Raw genomic sequence first — 16,885 nt, 5'->3', positions numbered from 1 at the left:
AAGCGTGCCGGGACCGCGTCACCAAGGCGTCACCGTCTAACCGGCCACCTCGCGAATACCCTGGTGAATCGAGCGCGCGATCGCCTCAGCGAGCGAGCCACCGGTGTCGAGATCCGGCACCACCACCCGACGCCGCCGCGTCGCCCGCCAGCCTCGACGCGGCGCGTCCGCCAGCTGCCGGGCGAGCGCCGCGCGCACCGCGTCGCGAAGCTGGTCGGGCGAGCCGTCCAGCCCGTCCAGCACCAGCCGGTCGATCCGCACCTCGATCACCGGCGGAAATCCCGTTCCGGCACGGGAAGTTCCAGCTTCCGGTACTCGGTGCGCGCGGCCGCCAGCACCGTCTCCATCCCGATGGCCGACCCCGCCGCCGCGGCCAGGAACGCCGCGTTGAGCGCGATGTTCCGGATCATCGCGCCGCTCGTCTGGAGCTGTGCCAGCCGGTCGAAGTCGAGGCCCTCGCACGGGGCCCGCGTCGGGAACGCCTTCTGCCACATGATTTTCCGCTCGGCCGGCCCGGGGAAGGGGAACTCGACCACGAACCGCAGCCGCCGCAGGAACGCGGTGTCCAGCGTCGACCGCATGTTGGTCGCCAGGATCGCCAGGCCGCGGTGGGCTTCCATCCGCTGCAGCAGGTAGTCGACCTCGATGGTGGCGTACCGGTCGTGCGCGTCGCGGACCTCGCCGCGTTTGCCGAACAGCGATTCCGCCTCGTCGAAGAACAGGATCGCGCCCTCGGCCGCGTCGAACAGCTTGCGCAGGTGCTTCTCGGTCTCCCCGATGTACTTGCTGACCACTGTGGACAGATCGATCCGGTAAAGATCGAGCGCCAGCCGGTTCGCCAGCACCTCGGCCGCCATCGTCTTCCCGGTGCCGCTCGGCCCGGTGAACAGGACGCTCAGCCCCAGATCGCGGCCGCCGAAGCCCCACGTCTCGTGCACGGTCGTGCGCTGCCCCACCTGGTCGGCGATCTCGCCGAGCAGCCGGCGGGCCGGGTCCGGCAGCACCAGATCGTCCCAGTCCGCCGCCGATTCGAGCCGCTGGGCGAGCCCGTCCACCTTCGGCCGCGTGCGGACCCGGCATTCCTGCCACACCTTCTCCGGATCGGCTCCGGCGACCGCGGCCACCGCCGCGATGCCCGGCAGGTCGAGCGCGAACTGCGCGGACAGCGCGTCGATCACCGCCTGATCCGTCCCGAGCACGTCGCGCCAGGCCAGCGCCCGTTCCGCCGGCGTCGGCGGGCTGACCTCGAACGACCGGAGCCCCGGCTCGCGTTCCCGCACCGCCAGCACCGCCGGTCCCCCGATCCGGTCGAGGAAGCGGCCAGCGTCCGTCTCGTCGGCTTCGAGGTGCAACGCCAGCGGCAGCAACGCGGCTTCGCGCTGCCAGATCCGCGCTAGCTCGTCCAGTTCCGCTGGCTGGGCGGGCAACGCGGACGCCTGGAGCCGATACGCCGCGAGCCCGGAGATCTCCGCCGCGTACGCGGTCACCTGCCGTTTGGCGGCCTCGTCCGCGCCGGTGAGCTGCACCGGACCGGCGAGCGCCCACTGGCTCGCCACCTCTTCGGCGACCCGCCGCTGCGACGCCGACAACTCAGCCGGAGCCAGCGGCGTGACCAGCGGCCGCAAGCGATCGTCAAGGGCATTGAGCCCCTTCAGGTAGTTGACCGCACGCTCCGCGGCCCGCAGCGGCGCGGACACCACACCTTGCCCGGAGATCCCCTCGACAAGCTGCCAATACCGCAAACCGCCTTGCGGTGACACGGCTTCCCACGCCGGATCGGGCAGCACCCGAAGAGCCAGGCCGAACGTCGGATACGCCATGTGCGGATTGCCGTGCACCTCAGCGCACAGCCCCGCGACCGACGGATCCAGCTCGGCCGCCGCACACAGCAGCAAGGTGTCCCGCTCGAACCGCGACAGCCCGAGCCGCGCCGCCAGCACCGTCAGCGCTGGCGGCGGGTCGATCATCTCCGCGGAGTCCACAGCTTCGACCGGGACCTCTTCGCCCGGGTGGCGCAACCGCTCCCGCAGCCATTCCAGCGACGCGGCGAGGAAGCGACCGTTGGCCGCCTCCCAGTCGCCGGTCATGAGATCGTCACCGTCTGGGTGGCGTCGAACTTCGGCTTCGGGCCGGTGCGGTCGACCAGCAGGCTGTCCACGCCCCCGATCCGGAGCCGGGCGAGGTGGGTGCCGACCGGCGCGTCCGGCACCTCGAAGATCAGGTCCGCGCCGGTCACCGGGTCCTCGGGCCGGGCCGCGACCGCGCGCCGCTCCAGCACCGAGCGCGACCCGAGCACCAGCAGCACCGGCTGCCCGACCCGCACCGGAGGACGGCAGGCGAGCCGCACCACCGCGGCCGATCCGGTCCGGTGCACGGTCATCGGCATCCGGCTCGTGATCTCCGGCGCGACCGCCAGCGAAACCGCGTTCGTCTCCGTCGTGCCGGACACCAGCGCCACCGACCAGAGACCGGCCGGAAACGCCTGCGGCGGACCGGTCAGCTCGAACCGGACCTCGGCCGCGCTGCCCGGGACGACCGGAATCGACACCGGTTCGGCCAGCAGCGGATGCGTCAGCCGGACCTCGTTCGCCTGATCCAGATGCGCGCCGCGCAGCACGACCCGGCCGCCGAGCTTGACCGACGCCTCTTCGTGCTCGCTTCCGTCGGGGCCGAGCACGACCGGCACCGCCGCGTTCAGCTGCGGGAACGGCGATTCGACACTGGCCACCGCTTCCGGCCCGAGGTCCCGCGCGCCCCAGCGCAGCACTGGAACCGGCAGCCGCGGCGGCCGCCGGCTGTCGATGAGTACCGGCCGGGCCTCGAACGCGACGGTGAGCCGGTAGCTGGTCTGAAACGCCGACCACAGCGAGTAAATGTCCTTCTCCGCGAAGGACTGCCAGGTGAGCCGGATCAGTTCGGGCTGTTCCGAGACGTCGCTGGGCGACACCACGTGCCGGAGCCGCTCCCGGCTGAGGTGCGGATTCTCGTGCAGCATCCGCATCGCCCCGCCGAGCATCCGGTGCGCGATGACGTCCCCGCCCGGCACGAACGCGGTGAGCAGGTAGTGCAGGACCAGCGGCAGCTGCGGATCGCCGTGCTCGCCGGGCCGCAGCCCCACCGGATCCTCGTTGCGCAGCCCCTCGTCGATGCTGATCTGGTAGAGGAACAGGTTGAGCTGCGGGTCGCCGCTCGGCCCCGGAGTCTCGTCCGGCGGCCGCGCTTCGACCTTCACGCCGCGCTCGACCTCGCGCGCGCCCTCGAGGACCAGCTGGACCAGCGCCTCGGTCACCGCTTCGATGGCATTGGCGTCGCTCATCCCCGCTCCCGGAGGTAGTCGTCGAGGCTCAGCAACGGTTTCCGCTCCGGTCGTGGCTTCGCGGCCGGAGCGGGAGCCGGACGCGCGGTCACCTCGACCCGGCCGATACTGATGTGCACGTCCGGTTCGGCCGGTGGTTTCAGCCGCCGGACCACCAGGGCCGGTGGCGGCACCGGTTGAGCACGAGCGACCGGCTGCGCCCGGACCGGCTCGACCGGATAAGCCCGCGCGACCGGAGCCTCCGCCGATGGCACCGGTGCGGCTTCCGGCTCCGGTGCGTCGATCGGCTGCGGTACCGCCACAACATCTCGCCGCAGCTGTTCCGTTCGCACCTCGCGCTCCCGCGACCGTTCGGTGACCCGCTCCGTATGGGAAGCGACCTCGCGCTCGGTGCGCGTCCGAGACTCGACGACGCTTTCGCGCACTACGGCGGCCGGTTCTCCCGACACCGGTACCGGAACCTCATGGACGCGTTCGACCAGTTTCGCCTGCGGCAGCACGGTTTCACGCACGCTTTCAACCTTCCCCGGCAGCGGTGCCGGGATTTCGCGGACCCGTTCGACTCGTTCCGGACCCGGTACCGAGGTTTCCCGCACGCGTTCGACCTGCCCCGGCAGCGGCACCGCGACCTCGCGGACCCGTTCGACCCTCTCCGGCCCCGGAACCTCCCGGACGCGCTCGATTTCCTTCCGCACCACCGGTTCCGGGTCCGGCTCCGGGCCCGGCTCCGGCTCGGTGAACGTGCCCATCGGCAGCTCGGCCTCCGCCCCGACCCGGCTGGCGGGTTCGAACAACGTCGGCACGAGCGGCCGGATCGGCGGCGCGTCGAGCCGGCCGAGCAGCCGGTCCACGAAATCGTTCATGCCGTAGTCCCCGCGAGTTCGAGATAGCGTCGGCGCCGGCCGGGGCTCACCGCGAGCACCTCCGCCTCCGACCAGCCGTAAGCGAGCGCGAGCGCGTGCACGTCGTACAACAGCCGCCGCGCACTGGCCTCCAGCTCCGTCCACAGATACACCGCGATGTCGAACGGAGAAGCCCAGCGATGCCCGCACACGGCGCAGTCCAGGTCGATCCGGACGTCCGCCTGCGGATCGCACGCGGCCAACGCGTCCGGCAACGCGGCGAGCACCGCGTCCGGCAGCTCCGCCCGGTCGACCTCCTGCCCGCCGGTCCGCGTGGCCACCACACACCTTTCCAGCAGCGCGCGTCTACTGTGGACTTCCAGCAGGTCCCGGCTCGTCACCGGACGGAACTCGACCTCGTACCCGTCCACCGCCACCGCTTCCGGACTGTCCACTCGCGACGGACGAAGATCCCGGCTCGCCAGTTCCAGCTCGAGTTCCTCGCCGCACGACGGGCAGTTCACCAGGCACGGGAACGCGGAGCCGAAACATCGTTCCCGCAGGGCCAGCAGGAACTCGTCCCGCCGGCCCACCGCGAGATCGCCGACCTCGGCCGGTTCCGCGCCGCCCGCGACCGCCAGCGCGAGCGCCCGCCGGACCGCGCCGAGCCCGTGCGCCGTCTCCCACACGTCCAGGAGACTCGCCTCGGTGAACATCACGCCGGGTCTTCGAAGGACACGTCCTGCGGTTCCGGCACCTCCTCGGCGACCCACCCCTCGTTCTCGACCTTGATGTGCTGCACGGCGACCGCGTTGGCGTTGGCGTCCAGATCGGACACCGGCTGCCACTCCGAAACCCAGCAGTTGAAGACCTGATAGGACAGCACCTTCTGGCCGCCCTCGTCGAACACGTCGACGATGAGGTCGCGGCGGAAGTCCTTGAGCGAGGTCTCCAGCCCCTGCCCGGAGTTGGCGAAACTCCACACGCGGTTCGCCCATTGCGCGAACACCTTGTCCGCGGTCACGCCGCGTTCGAGGGTGATCGCGTCGTATTCGGTGCGGCCGGGGAGTTTCGCGCTGGTCGCCGGATCGCCGCCGGACCGGTGCTTGATCACCTCGGTGCTCCGCTTGAACCCGGTGATCTTGCTGACCCCGAGCAGATAGTCGCCGCCGCTGAACTTCACCCGGAACCGGAAGTTCTTGTACGGGTCGCGGCGTTTCGTCTTGCTGTCGGACATGACGGTCTCCCCCTACACCTGGATCTGGCCGGCGAGCTGCTGGATGTGGATGAGCACGAACTCGGCGGGCTTCAGCGGGGCGAACCCGACCAGGATGTTGACGATGCCGCGGTCGATGTCGTTCTGCGGGTTGTTCGTGGCGTCGCATTTCACCAGATAGGCGTCCTTCGGCGTGCGGCCCTGGAAAGCGCCCTGGCGGAAAAGGGTGTTCATGAACGCGCCGACGTTGAGCCGGATCGACGACCACAGCGGTTCGTCGTTCGGTTCGAACACCACCCACTGCGTGCCGCGGAAAAGGCTTTCCTCGATGAAGAGCGCCAATCGCCGCACCGGCAGGTACTTCCACTGGTTCGCGAGCACGTCCGCGCCGCGCTGGGTGCGCGCGCCCCACACCACGTTCCCCACCGACGGCAGGCCGCGCAAGCAGTTGACGCCGAGCGGGTTGAGCACGCCGTTCTGCGGATCGGTCAGCTTGACGCTCAGCGCACTGACCCCGCTCAAGGTCGCCTCGGTGCCCGCCGGAGCCTTCCAGACGCCCCGCCGGACGTCCGTGCGCGCCCAGATCCCGGCGATCGCCCCGCACGGCGGGAAATCGCGGACCCGGTTCTCCTGTTTGATGTCCGGCTGTTTGATCTGCGGGAAGTACAGCGCCGCGTTGGCGCCGTTCTCACTGTTCAGCGGGAACCCGGGATCCTTGACCGCGGCCGTCACATCGTTCGTCGTGCTCCACTTCGGATTCGGGTCCGCGATCAGGATCGCCCGGCGGTCCACGCACAGTTTGAGCGCGTCCGCCAAAATGTTGTCCGCGCCGATCCGTCCCGGCGCACCCGGGAGGCAGAGCATGTTGAAAATGTCCGCCTTGAGCAAAGCGTAAATGCCGGTCTGCTTCGCGGGGTCGCCACGATAGTCATCCGGCCGCGGCGTCGGACCGTTGTCCCCGCCGCTCGCCGCGGTGTACCAGACGTCTTTCTTCTTCTCGTCCAGGAATGGGTCGGCCCCCTCGGGCAGATCCGTGGAACTGTGGTCCTTCGGACGCTTCTCGGGGTGCTCGACCTCGCCGATCAACGCCGAGGAGGCAATGACGTTCTTCAGCGCACGCGGGGAGTTCTGGTCGATGCTGACGTTGAGGTACTGCTCGGTGACCTTGGTCTTCGCATCCCGGATCGTCAGGTTGTACAGCTTGTCCGCGCCCTCGGTGGCGGTGTTGTAGTCGACCCGCGCCAGCAGTGTTCCGTTGGCCCAGGAACCTTTTCCCCGCGCGGACAACGTCGGCCCGTTCGGCAACGCGATCTTCGCCGCGGCGGCTTCCGGAGGCGGCTTGGGATCCCCGTCCTTCGGCGGGTCAGGCGGATTCTTCGGCGGCACCGGAGTGCCGACCACCCGTACGATTTCGGCCTCGCTGCCGCCGTTCTGATAGAACTGCCAGACCGCGTAGCTGAGGTCGCTCGCCGGATCGAGCCCGCCGAATTCCTGTTCGTAGTCTTCCCAGCTCGTAATGTGCACCGCCACGTCCGTCACGCCGCGCGGTGCGGTGCCGACGAAAGCCGCGACCGAGGTGGGCACCCCGGTGATGGTCCGAACCGCACTGGGCAGTTCGTCGATATAGACACCCGGAAAGGTGGGCGTGATGGGCATGACCGTCTCCCTCCGCGGCTTCTCGGCCGTGGTACTGAGCGTGCATTGGTTCCGTCACCGCGGCGTCACGTCGCCGTCTTCCGCGCCGATCCGGCTCAGCCAGCGGTCCACCGACGCGAGAACCTGTTCGCGGGTCGTGAGAACCTCCGACGTCGTCGCGTCGGTCCGCACGTCCGCGGTCGTCGTGACGCGGACCCGCAGCTGTCCTTCGGACGTGCGCCACGCCCGAAGGACGTGCAGCGCGATTCGCTCCGGGTCCGCACCTGCCATGCGGTGCAGTACAACGATTCCCCGTCACCGCACCGTCACCCGGATCAGGCCAGCAGCGCCCGCACGCTCGCGCTGGGCCGGACGCCGAGTTCGGCATGCAGCAGCTCGGCCAGGGCGCGATACGCCCGCACCGCCTCGCCGCGGTTTCCTTCGAGAAGGTGCACGCGGATCAGGCACCGGTGCGCGCTTTCCCGCAACGGTTCGGCGTCGACCGCGGTGAGCGCGGCGTCGATCGCTTCGGAAAACCGGCCCGCCTCGCCGAGCCGTCCGGCGAGGCATTCCAGCGCGTGCAACCGAAGCTGCCGCCACCGTTCGCGGAAGACGAAAAGCCAGTCGTCGTACCAATCCGGCAGCAAATCGGTCGACAGCAAGCTGATCACCGGTTCGCTGTCTCCGGGAAGCTCCGCGCTGTCGGACGCGAGCGAGCGCGCCAGGCTCGACGCGGCCCGCACGTCGACAGCCGCGGTGTCGGCGAGCGAAAGCCGTTCCGCGCTCGCCTGCACCAGATCGCGGTGCACCCGGCCGATCCGCCACAACGTGGTGCGGAGGCTCGCCGCCCCGTGTTCCTCCGACGAGTCCGCCCACAGCACGTGCGCGACCTCGGCCCGCCGCACGGGCCGGTCGCGCAGCGCGAGGTAAGTCACCAACCGTTGAGCCGCACGGGAAAGCGGCCGCGCGCCGACCGCCCCGTCCACCGCGAAAGCCGGCAACGTCTGCACGACGAGCACCCCCGCCGACCCAGTCCCCTCTCCCGATTCGTACTCCATCGTTGTTCTCGAACCGACCATCCGAACCGACACCCCCTCGATCCTCGGCAGCGTCCCCCGGGAACGCTGCCGGCCGAACTCCGATGATCGTGACCGCCCCGCCGCCGCGCCATCCGTGCTACCACGTAACTTCGCTCACGGTCGCTCCCTCGCCGGCGCGAACGACCCGCCCGGACCGGTCCCGGCCAGCAATCGCTGGTCCCGCAGGAAGGCGAGGAATTGCAGGTACGTGCGCTCGTTGAACGCATTCGCCGGCCAGATCGCGTCACCCGGTCCCGCCGCTCCGCCAGCCATTCGGCGGTACCGCGCGTTGATGGCCTCGGAAACCCGGATGAACACGCCCACGTCCCCGATCGACGCGATCCGCCTCGACACCGGCACCCCCTGCGCTTCCCCGGCGAGAAACCGGTCGAGCGTGGTACTGGCGATGACCCGCGCCAGATACCCGCCAAACTCGCGCCACGCCTGCTGCTCCGCCGGGGTGTACCCGGTGAGGTCCCAGTTGGCCGGGTCGAGAATGCCGATCACGCTGCCGAACATCTGCGCGATCACGCTGCTGATCCCCTGTCCGATCGCGCTCGCCGTCTGCACCCCGGACGCGAGCCCGGTCGCCACCCGGCGAGTCCACGCCGCGATCGCCGGCGCGACGGTGTCCACCGTGCTCACGCCGTAGCTGCCCGATGCCCGCGCCCCCGCCTCGGCACCGAGACTGAACGCGGCGGCCACCCAGCCTTCCTCTCCGGAGAAAAGCCCGGTGCTGACCGAAAATCCCACCCCAGCGAGCAATTTCGCCGCGACGTTGACGCTCCCGCCCGCGTACGCGCCGGACACGTTCCCAGCCTGGCCAGCCGGACCGAGCCGCAGCGCCACGACGATCGCTTCGCTGCCGCCCGCGGTCACGGCGACCCCGAGTTCGGCGTAGCCGATAACGTCCGTGGTCACCTCGCCGGACTCCAGATTGACGAACACCATCGTGTCCTGGCCCGCGCCGGCTCCGACCCCCGCACCGGCGTTGCCGGAGACGCGCATCCCGACCGCCGCCCCGGTGATCGCCCACCCCACCAACCGGAGCGGCGCCGACAACACCGAGACCGCCGCCCGGACCGCCCCGAACACCCGGTTGCCGCGGAGATTCGCGACTACCGCGCGCGAGTCCGGCTCAGCCTGCCGGGCAACCCCGGGCGCGCTGGCCCCGGACACCCGCACCAGGCCGCCGCCGACCACCGCGCTCGCCGCCGCGTCCGCCGACCGTTCGAGCGAATGCCCCGAAGCCGCCCCGCCACCGCGACGCTGCTGGACGACGTGCGCCAGCTCGTGCGCGAGAGAACGCCGTCCCTCAGTCGTCTCCGGCCGGTATTCGCCAGTACCGAAGACGACCCGCTCGCCGACCGTGTAAGCCTTCGCGCCCAGCCAGGCCGCGGATTCGGCCGCCGTGCCGTCCGAGTACACCCGCACCTGGCTGAAGTCCTGCCCGAAGCGCTGCTCCATGAGGTGCCTGATGTCCGGTTCGAGCGGATTCCCGCCGCGTGCGGGCTCGGACCCGGCAGGTCCCGGCGCGGGCATCCGGACGCGCTGCTCCATCGGACCCTCCCGATCGCTGGACCACCGGGACAGTGTGATCGGAAACCGTCACCACGACGTCACCGCCGCGGCTCCCCGGCGCGGCCGCGGTTCATTTCGGCATATTCCTTTCGCCCGGCATGCGGAGGCCGATCAGCGAGAACCCTCCCCGCGCCGGTCGCGCACCCACTGCGCCAGCCGGACCCGGGATTTGAGCCCGAGCTTGCGGTAGACGTTGCGCAGATGCGTCTCCACGGTCCGCTCGCTGAGGAACAGCGCCGCGGCGATGTCCGCGTTCGACAGCCCGTTGCCGACCAGCGCGGTGATCTCCGATTCCCGCCGGGTCAGCGGCCCGGACCGGTGCGCCGGGACGGAATGGCCCTGTTTCACGATCCGCTCCGGCCACGGGGTGCTGCCCGCCGCGGTGAACGCTGCCGCCGCGGAAGACGTCACGACCTCCGCCTCGGCCGGGGGCAGCAGCTCGGCCAGCTCCAGTTCGGCTTGCGCGGCGAGCAGATTCATCCCGAAGCCGCGCAGCGTGGTCGCCGAACCGCGCAGCCGCTCGACCGCCTCGGCCGCCTTTCCCCTGGCCGCGTCGGCGAACCCCTGCTGCCGGTCCGCGAGCGCGTGCAGCACCGGAGCCTTGTTGCCCGCCGCGCGAAGCAGGCCGACCACGCGCTCGGCTTCGACCAGATCTCCCCGCTGCACCGCGGCATACCCGGCGAAGGAAATCCGGAGACAGTTGAGCTGCGTATCGCCGAACGGGAGCGTGTCGGTGAGCGCCGGAGCCTGTGCCGCCACTCCGCGCCGCACCGCCAGCGCCGTCGCCGCCAGGTCGAACGCGTCCAGCAGGTCGATCTGCGACGGGTCGTAATGCTGGCGCGCGTCCGCCAGGTCCGCGTCTGCCTCGTCGAGCTGCCCACGCTCGGCACGGACGAAAGCCCGTCCGGCCAGGGTTCGCCCCACCAGCCGGTCCTGCCCGACCCGGCGCGCCTCGGCCACCGCACTGTCCATTTCAGACAGTCCGGTCCGCAGATCCCCCGCGAAATACCGTGTCGTGGCGAGCATTGTCTGCAGATAGCACGTCGCGGACGGCAGCCATTGCCGGACCGCCGGAGTGCTGCTGACGTCCGCGACCCGGATCGCGGTGGCGAGATCACCGCGCAGCGTGGACAGGCCGTTGAGCATCATCCGCGGCGCGAACGCGAGACGCGGGCCCTCGTCACCGCAACGCAGCGCAAGCTCCAGCGCGCCGCGCAGCTCCACGACCGCTGTCTCCATATCGCCGGACAGCGCAGCCAGCGCACCGGCCCCGAGATGCGCGACCGAATGCGCGCCCGGAGTGTCGCTTGTGGACGGAAGCGCGACGAGTTCCCGCGAAATCACCGCCAGCTCCGGGAAATCGCCGTGCCGCAACGCGATGATCCAATGGATCAGCAACCGCGTCGGCGGATCCGTGGCCGGTCGGCGGCCGCTGGCCCGCGCGAGCCCGACCGCCGCCGGGAGGTTCCCGCGCTCGACCTCGAGCAGCGCCTGCAGATGCCGCCACGCCCGCCGCCGCTCGGTGTCCTGCCCGCGCCGCTCGCTGAGCGCGACCGCGTCCTGCAGCAGTTCGGCGGCCTCGTCCAGCCGCCCGCGCCCTTGCTGCAGCCGAGCCAAATCCACGAGCAACGCCGGCACCGCGTCCGGCCGCGCGTCCCGCGCCCGCCGCAACGCCGCGGCGAGGTATTCGGCGGCCTCGTCCAGATCCCCGACCGTCAGCGCGCGGCTCCCGGCAGCGCTGAACGCCTCGATCGCCCGGTCCACCGGAACGCTGTCGCCGCCGGCCGCGTAGTGCGGCGCGGCCGCGACGGTCCGGTCGGCGCGATGCAGCGCCGTCCCGATCGCCGCGTGCAGCGTCCGGCGCTCGGCGAGCAGCAGCTCGTGGTAAACCGCCTCGGCGTAAAGCGGATGCGCCACTTGGTAATGCGGCTCGACCTCGGACTGGTGCTCGACGACCAGCCGCCTGCCGACCAGCCGCCGCAACGCCGCGTGCAGTGCAGGCAGCCCCAGCCCGGACACGTCGGCCAGCACCTCCGGCCGCCCCTGCGTCCCGGCGACCGCGACCACCTCCAGCAGGCGCCGGTCCGCCTCCCCGAGCAGCCCGATCTGCTCGCGCACGACGTCCCGGATCACCTCGGGCAGCGGCCCGCACATCCGGCTGGCGGCGAGATGCCGGGTCAGCGCGACGGCGAACAACGCGACCCCGGAAGCCCGGGACGTGACCGCGCGCAGCAGCGCGAGCGGCGGCGGCGTGCCCAGGACGTGCTGCACCAGATCCCGCACCGCCTGGTCGGTGAGCGGCGCGAGTTCCAGCAACCGGCCCGCCGGATGCCGCCGGGCCGCCTCCGCCATCGCGTCGAGCGCCTCGTTGCCCACCCCCGAGCGGAAGCAGCCGACCACGAGCAGCGGCAGGTCGTCCGCGTTGCGCCCGAGATAATGCAGCAGTTCGATGGTCCCCCGATCAGCGCAATGGAGATCGTCGACGACGAGCAGCACCGGGGAGCGGACGGTCAGCTGGCGCGTCGCCGCGAGCACCGCTTCGCACATCCGGATGCGCTGCAGCCCGGGATCCCCGGCCTCAGGCGAAACCGGGCGCAAGTCGGGAAACAATGCGCCGACGTTACCGGGATCCGGAGAAAATCCGGCCGATTCACTCAGATGGCCGCGGAATGCCTGGACGATAGGCGCGTACGAAAGGCCGGACAACAACGGGTCCGCGCGCCCCTCGACAATCGCGAATCCCTTGCCCCGCGCGGCCGCGATCGCCTCGGCGGCCAGCCGGGACTTGCCGATCCCCGGCTGCCCGCACACCAGGACCGCACCCCCGCGCCCCTCGCCCGCGGCGGCGATAGCCCCTGCCAGCACAGCGAATTCGGCGTCCCGGCCGATCAGCGGAACGCCCGGTTCGGATCCGCGATACGCGCCGATCCCGCCTCTTCGCGGCAGGTCCGCACTCCCGGCCGGTGCTGCGTCCATTCGCCAGCCTCCCCGAACAAGTGCCCTCAAAACCATACCGCCAGAAGGCGGGGGCACCAGCGATTTTCTCGCACGCGGGAATGGCGTCCGGAATCTGGTCGCTGACCTGCGGGGGAGGCATCGGAGCGGACGGGACCAGACCTCGCTGGCACCGCTGATGAGCATTTTCACAAGGCGGTCAATGCGGAGAATGAGTCCGCGGAGCGGTTCCGCGCGCGGAGGAAACGGGCCTTCGAGAGGCGGAAGGATGATCGAAACCTCAGCCGCGGCGCGATCTTCCTCCGCCAGCCCGGCGACATCTGTGCGGACAATCGGTCCTTCGGGCACCATCGCGCGCAGCACGCTGTCGAGGTCGTGCGGCGAACTGTTCGATCGTCGACGACTCGGTAGACGCGGCTCCGGACAGACCGTGGCCGCGATGGTCTGCCCGGCCCGCAGCGCTCCGGCCGCCACGCCGACGACAACCACAACCGGCGACACCGTGCTCGAAAGCCCCGGCCGGGCACCGCCACAACCGCGGCAGGGGGCGTCCGCGTCCGGACGCCCCCTCACCCGGTCACTCGACCAGCAGATCCTCGATCATGATCGGAATGCTGCGCACCCGGATCCCGGTCGCGTTGCACACCGCGTTCGCCACCGCGGCCGCCATGCCCACCGCGCCGATCTCGCCGACGCCGCGGGCGCCGACCGCGTTGTGCAGCGTGTCCGGGTACTCGACGAACTGCACGTCGATCTCCGGGATGTCGGCGTTGACCGGCAGCAGGTAGCTCGCGAAGTCGGCGTTCGCGAACCGGCCGCTCGACTCCACTTCCAGGCCCTCGTGCAGGGCCGCGGACACGCCCCAGATCATGCCGCCGGACAGCTGGCTCCGCGCCTGCACCGGGTTGATGATGCGGCCGCCGTCGAAGACGCCCAGCATCCGCGACACCCGGACCTCGCGGGTCAGCCGGTGCACCCGCACCTCGCAGAACTGCGCGCCGAAGGAGCTGAACGAATGCTTCGTCATCTCCTCGCCCGGCGCGGAGGAACCCTTGGCGGACAAGGATTCCCGGCCGATCGCCCGCAGCAGCTCGCCAAACGGCATGGTGCCGCGGTCGCCGTGCAGCAGGCCCTCGGCGTACGTGACCACCTGTCCCTCGAACGGCGCGCCCGGCTCGGCGGCGAGCGCCACCAGCTCGTCGAGCAGTTCGGTGGCCGCCAGCATGATCGCGGTGCCGGTGCTCGCCGTGGCGGTCGAACCGCCGGACATCCCGCCGGGCGCGTAGTGCGAGTCGCCGAGGTGCGGGGTGACGCGGTCCGGGTCGATGTCGAGGGATTCGGCCCCGATCGTGGCCAGCACGGTGAGCAGCCCGGTGCCCGGGTCCGCCCCGCTCGTGGACACGTCCGCGGTCTCGTCCGCGTTGAGCGTCAGCTCGACCGTCGCCGGGAAGCGCAGGCCGGGGAACATCGCGGTCGCGGTGCCCATGCCGACGAGCCAGTCGCCGTCGACGTGCCCGCGCGGCGACCGGTTCGCCCAGCCGAACCGTTGCGCCCCGATCTCGTAGCACTCGTCGAGGTGCTTGCTCGACCACTGCAGATCGACCCCGGGCGGGGCGAGCGAACTGTTGCGCCGCCGCAGTTCGATCGGGTCCATCTCGAGCGCGATCGCGAGTTCGTCGATGGCGCTTTCGAGCGCGAACGAACCCGAAGCCTCCCCCGGCGCGCGCATGAACGTGCCCGGCGGGATGTGCAGCGGCACCATTTTCTGGCTGATCGACAGGTTCTGCGTCGCGTACCACTCGCGTGACGTGCCGTGCGACGTCGGCTCCACAAAGGACCGGCTCATCGACGTGGCCGACCACGAATCGTGCTGCACCGCGATCAGCGTGCCGTCCCGGTCCGCGCCCAGTGCGACGTTCTGCACCGTGGCCGGCCGGTTCGCGGTCGCCGTGAACACCTGCTCGCGGGTGAGCGCGCACTTCACCGGACGGTCGAGCGCCTTCGCGGCGGCCGCGGCCAGCATCGCCGGGGCCGAGGTGCCCGCCTTGCCGCCGAACGCCCCGCCCACATACGGGTTCACCGCGTGGATGGCCGACGGCTCGATGCCCAGCACCCCCGCCATTTCCACCGCTTGCAGGTGGCTGGCCTGGTTTCCGCTGTAGAGCGTCAGTTCGCCGCCGTCCCACTTCGCGACCGCGGAGTGCGGTTCCATCGCCGCGTGGTTCTGCGTCGCGGTGCGATAGGTCTGCGAAACCACGACCGCGCTCTGCGCCAATGCGTCCGCAATGGACTCGACGCCGTCGGCGAGCACCTCGATCGACGGTTCGGCTCCCCGGCTTTCCGGCGCGTCCTCGGCGGTCGCGAGCCCGTCCTCCATCGACGTCAGCGCGGGCTTCTCCTGATAGGAAACCTCGATCAGCCCGGCCGCGTCCCGCGCCTGCTCGAAGGTCTCCGCGACGACCAGCCCGATCGGCTGCCCGTAGAACACCACGTCCCGGTCGTGCAGCGGCAGCCACACGTCCCCCATCAGCTGCGACGTGTACGGGTGCAGCTCGAGCGGATCGAACGGGCTGTAAACGCTCACGACCCCCGGCGCGCTTTTCGCCGCGGTCACGTCCATGGCCGTGATCTCGCCGTGCGCGATGGTGCTGAGCACGATGTACCCGTACAGCATGCCGGGGAACGTGCGGTCGAGCGCGTAATCGGCCCGCCCGGTGACTTTCCGCGGACCGTCCAGCCGCGCACTCATGCCCGGCTCCCTTCGGTCAGTTCGAGCAGCGCGCGGACGATCGTCCGCTTCAGCAGCGAAGGCTTGAACACGTTGCCGGACAACGGCTTCGCCCCGTCCACCGCGACCTCGGCGGCAGCGGCGAAGGCCTCCTCGGTCAGCTCCGCGCCGCGCAGCGCCTCTTCCACCGCGGGCAGCCGCCACGGCACGGTCGCGACCCCGCCCGCCGCGACGCGGGCGTCGGCGATCTTCCCGTCGCGCACGTCGAGCGCGACCGCCGCCGAGCACAGCGCGAACTCGTACGACTGCCGGTCGCGGATCTTGACGTAGGTCGAGTTCTCCGCCCAGTCGAGCCGCGGCACGCGCACCTCGGTGATCAGCTCGCCGGGACGCAGGTCGTGCTCGATCTCCGGGGTGTCGCCCGGCTGCCGGTAGAACTCGGCGAGCGCGACCGTCCGGGTGCCCTCGGCGCTGGTCAGCACCACCTCCGCGTCGAGCGCGACCAGCGCGACCGCGACGTCGCTGGCGTGCGTGGCCACGCAGGAATCACTGGTGCCGAGGATCGCGTGCATCCGGTTCACGCCGGAAATCGCCGAACAGCCGCTTCCCGGCGACCGCCGGTTGCACGGCATCGCGACGTCGCGGAAATAGGAGCACCGCGTGCGCTGCATCAGGTTTCCGCCGATGCTGGCCATGTTCCGCAGCTGCTGCGACGCGCTGAGCAGCAGCGCGCGCGAGATCACCGGGTACACGCCGGGATGCGCGGCGATGTCGCCCATCCGCTCCAGCGCGCCGAAACGCAGGCCGTCGGAGGTGTCGATGCCCCGCAGCGGCAGGTCGTTGATGTCCAGCACCCGTTGCGGCGTGAGGACGTCGAGCTTCATCAGGTCGACCAGGGTGGTGCCGCCGGCGAGGTAGGTGCCCGCGCTGCCCAGCGCGTCCTCGACCGTGGCGGGCGCGGTCAGCTCAAACGGTCGCATCGGCCTGCCTCGCCTGCTCCACGGCGCGCACGATGTTCGGGTACGCCGAACACCGGCACAGATTTCCGGACATGAACTCGCGGACGTCGGACACGTCGTCGCGCACCGCGGCGACCGCCGACATGACCTGCCCGGACGTGCAGAACCCGCACTGCAGCGCGTCCTGGTCCACGAACGCCTGCTGCACCGGGTGCAGTTCGTCCTCTGTGGACAGTCCTTCGACGGTGGTGACGGGCCCGCGCACGGTGGCCGCCAGCGTGAGGCAGGACAGCACCGGCTTGCCGTCGACGTGCACGGTGCAGGCTCCGCACTGCCCGCGGTCGCAGCCCTTCTTCGGGCCGGTGACGCCGAGCCGCTCGCGCAGCGCGTCCAGGAGGGTCACCCCCGGCTCGACGCCGAGCTTCTCGGTTCTTCCATTGACTTCAAGGGAAATGTCCACAGTAGGGTTCGCTTTCCCGCAAGTCCGTCCGCGGCGGACGTCCTGCGGCATGATGGTGGTGGTGACGGCCCTTCGGGAACACGAGCCGCCGGTGGTAAACCGGATATTCATCCG

Annotated in this window: 14 protein-coding genes; all 14 read right to left on the bottom strand. The window is 70.8% G+C overall.

The window, feature by feature from the left end:
- Positions 1-36: 36 nt before the first annotated feature.
- Positions 37-270 carry a hypothetical protein gene (locus RPX00_RS19825; RefSeq protein WP_406641310.1) on the bottom strand — a complete coding sequence of 78 codons (234 nt, stop codon included), beginning with the start codon at positions 268-270 and terminating at the stop codon, positions 37-39.
- Entirely contained in the window at positions 267-2,087 is a 1,821-nt protein-coding gene (locus tag RPX00_RS19820) for an ATP-binding protein (RefSeq protein ID WP_406641308.1), read from the bottom strand. The genes RPX00_RS19825 and RPX00_RS19820 overlap by 4 nt, the downstream gene beginning before the upstream one ends.
- Positions 2,084-3,316: a DUF4255 domain-containing protein gene (locus tag RPX00_RS19815; protein ID WP_406641306.1), complete on the bottom strand. Its 1,233-nt coding sequence runs from the start codon at positions 3,314-3,316 to the stop codon at positions 2,084-2,086. The genes RPX00_RS19820 and RPX00_RS19815 overlap by 4 nt, the downstream gene beginning before the upstream one ends.
- Complete coding sequence (locus RPX00_RS19810) at positions 3,313-4,179, bottom strand: hypothetical protein (RefSeq protein ID WP_406641305.1); 867 nt, start codon at positions 4,177-4,179, stop codon at positions 3,313-3,315. Before RPX00_RS19810 ends, RPX00_RS19815 begins: the two co-directional genes overlap by 4 nt.
- On the bottom strand, positions 4,176-4,877 hold the full coding sequence (locus tag RPX00_RS19805) for a hypothetical protein (RefSeq protein WP_406641303.1): 702 nt from the start codon (positions 4,875-4,877) through the stop codon (positions 4,176-4,178). Before RPX00_RS19805 ends, RPX00_RS19810 begins: the two co-directional genes overlap by 4 nt.
- A complete protein-coding gene (locus RPX00_RS19800; RefSeq protein ID WP_406641301.1) occupies positions 4,874-5,395 on the bottom strand; it encodes a phage tail protein in 522 nt (173 codons plus the stop codon). The genes RPX00_RS19805 and RPX00_RS19800 overlap by 4 nt, the downstream gene beginning before the upstream one ends.
- A gap of 12 nt (positions 5,396-5,407) precedes the next feature.
- On the bottom strand, positions 5,408-7,030 hold the full coding sequence (locus RPX00_RS19795) for a phage tail sheath family protein (protein WP_406641299.1): 1,623 nt from the start codon (positions 7,028-7,030) through the stop codon (positions 5,408-5,410).
- 54 nt (positions 7,031-7,084) lie between these two features.
- Positions 7,085-7,300, bottom strand: coding sequence for a hypothetical protein (locus RPX00_RS19790; protein ID WP_406641297.1), 216 nt, complete (start codon positions 7,298-7,300; stop codon positions 7,085-7,087).
- 44 nt (positions 7,301-7,344) lie between these two features.
- Positions 7,345-8,019 carry a BTAD domain-containing putative transcriptional regulator gene (locus RPX00_RS19785; protein ID WP_406641295.1) on the bottom strand — a complete coding sequence of 225 codons (675 nt, stop codon included), beginning with the start codon at positions 8,017-8,019 and terminating at the stop codon, positions 7,345-7,347.
- Positions 8,020-8,202: 183 nt separating this feature from the next.
- Positions 8,203-9,648, bottom strand: coding sequence for a DUF4157 domain-containing protein (locus RPX00_RS19780; RefSeq protein WP_406641292.1), 1,446 nt, complete (start codon positions 9,646-9,648; stop codon positions 8,203-8,205).
- Between the two features lie 132 nt (positions 9,649-9,780).
- Complete coding sequence (locus RPX00_RS19775) at positions 9,781-12,645, bottom strand: AAA family ATPase (protein WP_406641290.1); 2,865 nt, start codon at positions 12,643-12,645, stop codon at positions 9,781-9,783.
- A gap of 556 nt (positions 12,646-13,201) precedes the next feature.
- Positions 13,202-15,373 carry a xanthine dehydrogenase family protein molybdopterin-binding subunit gene (locus RPX00_RS19770; RefSeq protein ID WP_406641288.1) on the bottom strand — a complete coding sequence of 724 codons (2,172 nt, stop codon included), beginning with the start codon at positions 15,371-15,373 and terminating at the stop codon, positions 13,202-13,204.
- Positions 15,370-16,332 carry an FAD binding domain-containing protein gene (locus RPX00_RS19765; RefSeq protein ID WP_406641286.1) on the bottom strand — a complete coding sequence of 321 codons (963 nt, stop codon included), beginning with the start codon at positions 16,330-16,332 and terminating at the stop codon, positions 15,370-15,372. The genes RPX00_RS19770 and RPX00_RS19765 overlap by 4 nt, the downstream gene beginning before the upstream one ends.
- Positions 16,319-16,771, bottom strand: a complete 453-nt coding sequence (locus RPX00_RS19760; RefSeq protein ID WP_406643021.1) for a (2Fe-2S)-binding protein — start codon at positions 16,769-16,771, stop codon at positions 16,319-16,321. The genes RPX00_RS19765 and RPX00_RS19760 overlap by 14 nt, the downstream gene beginning before the upstream one ends.
- Between the last annotated feature and the right edge of the window lie 114 nt (positions 16,772-16,885).

This window comes from Amycolatopsis sp. WGS_07 (genome assembly GCF_045278895.1).
In the GTDB taxonomy this organism is placed as follows: Bacteria; Actinomycetota; Actinomycetes; order Mycobacteriales; family Pseudonocardiaceae; genus Amycolatopsis.
The sequence above is the reverse complement of the archived record's forward strand: the minus strand, read 5'-3'. Positions and strand labels throughout refer to the sequence as shown.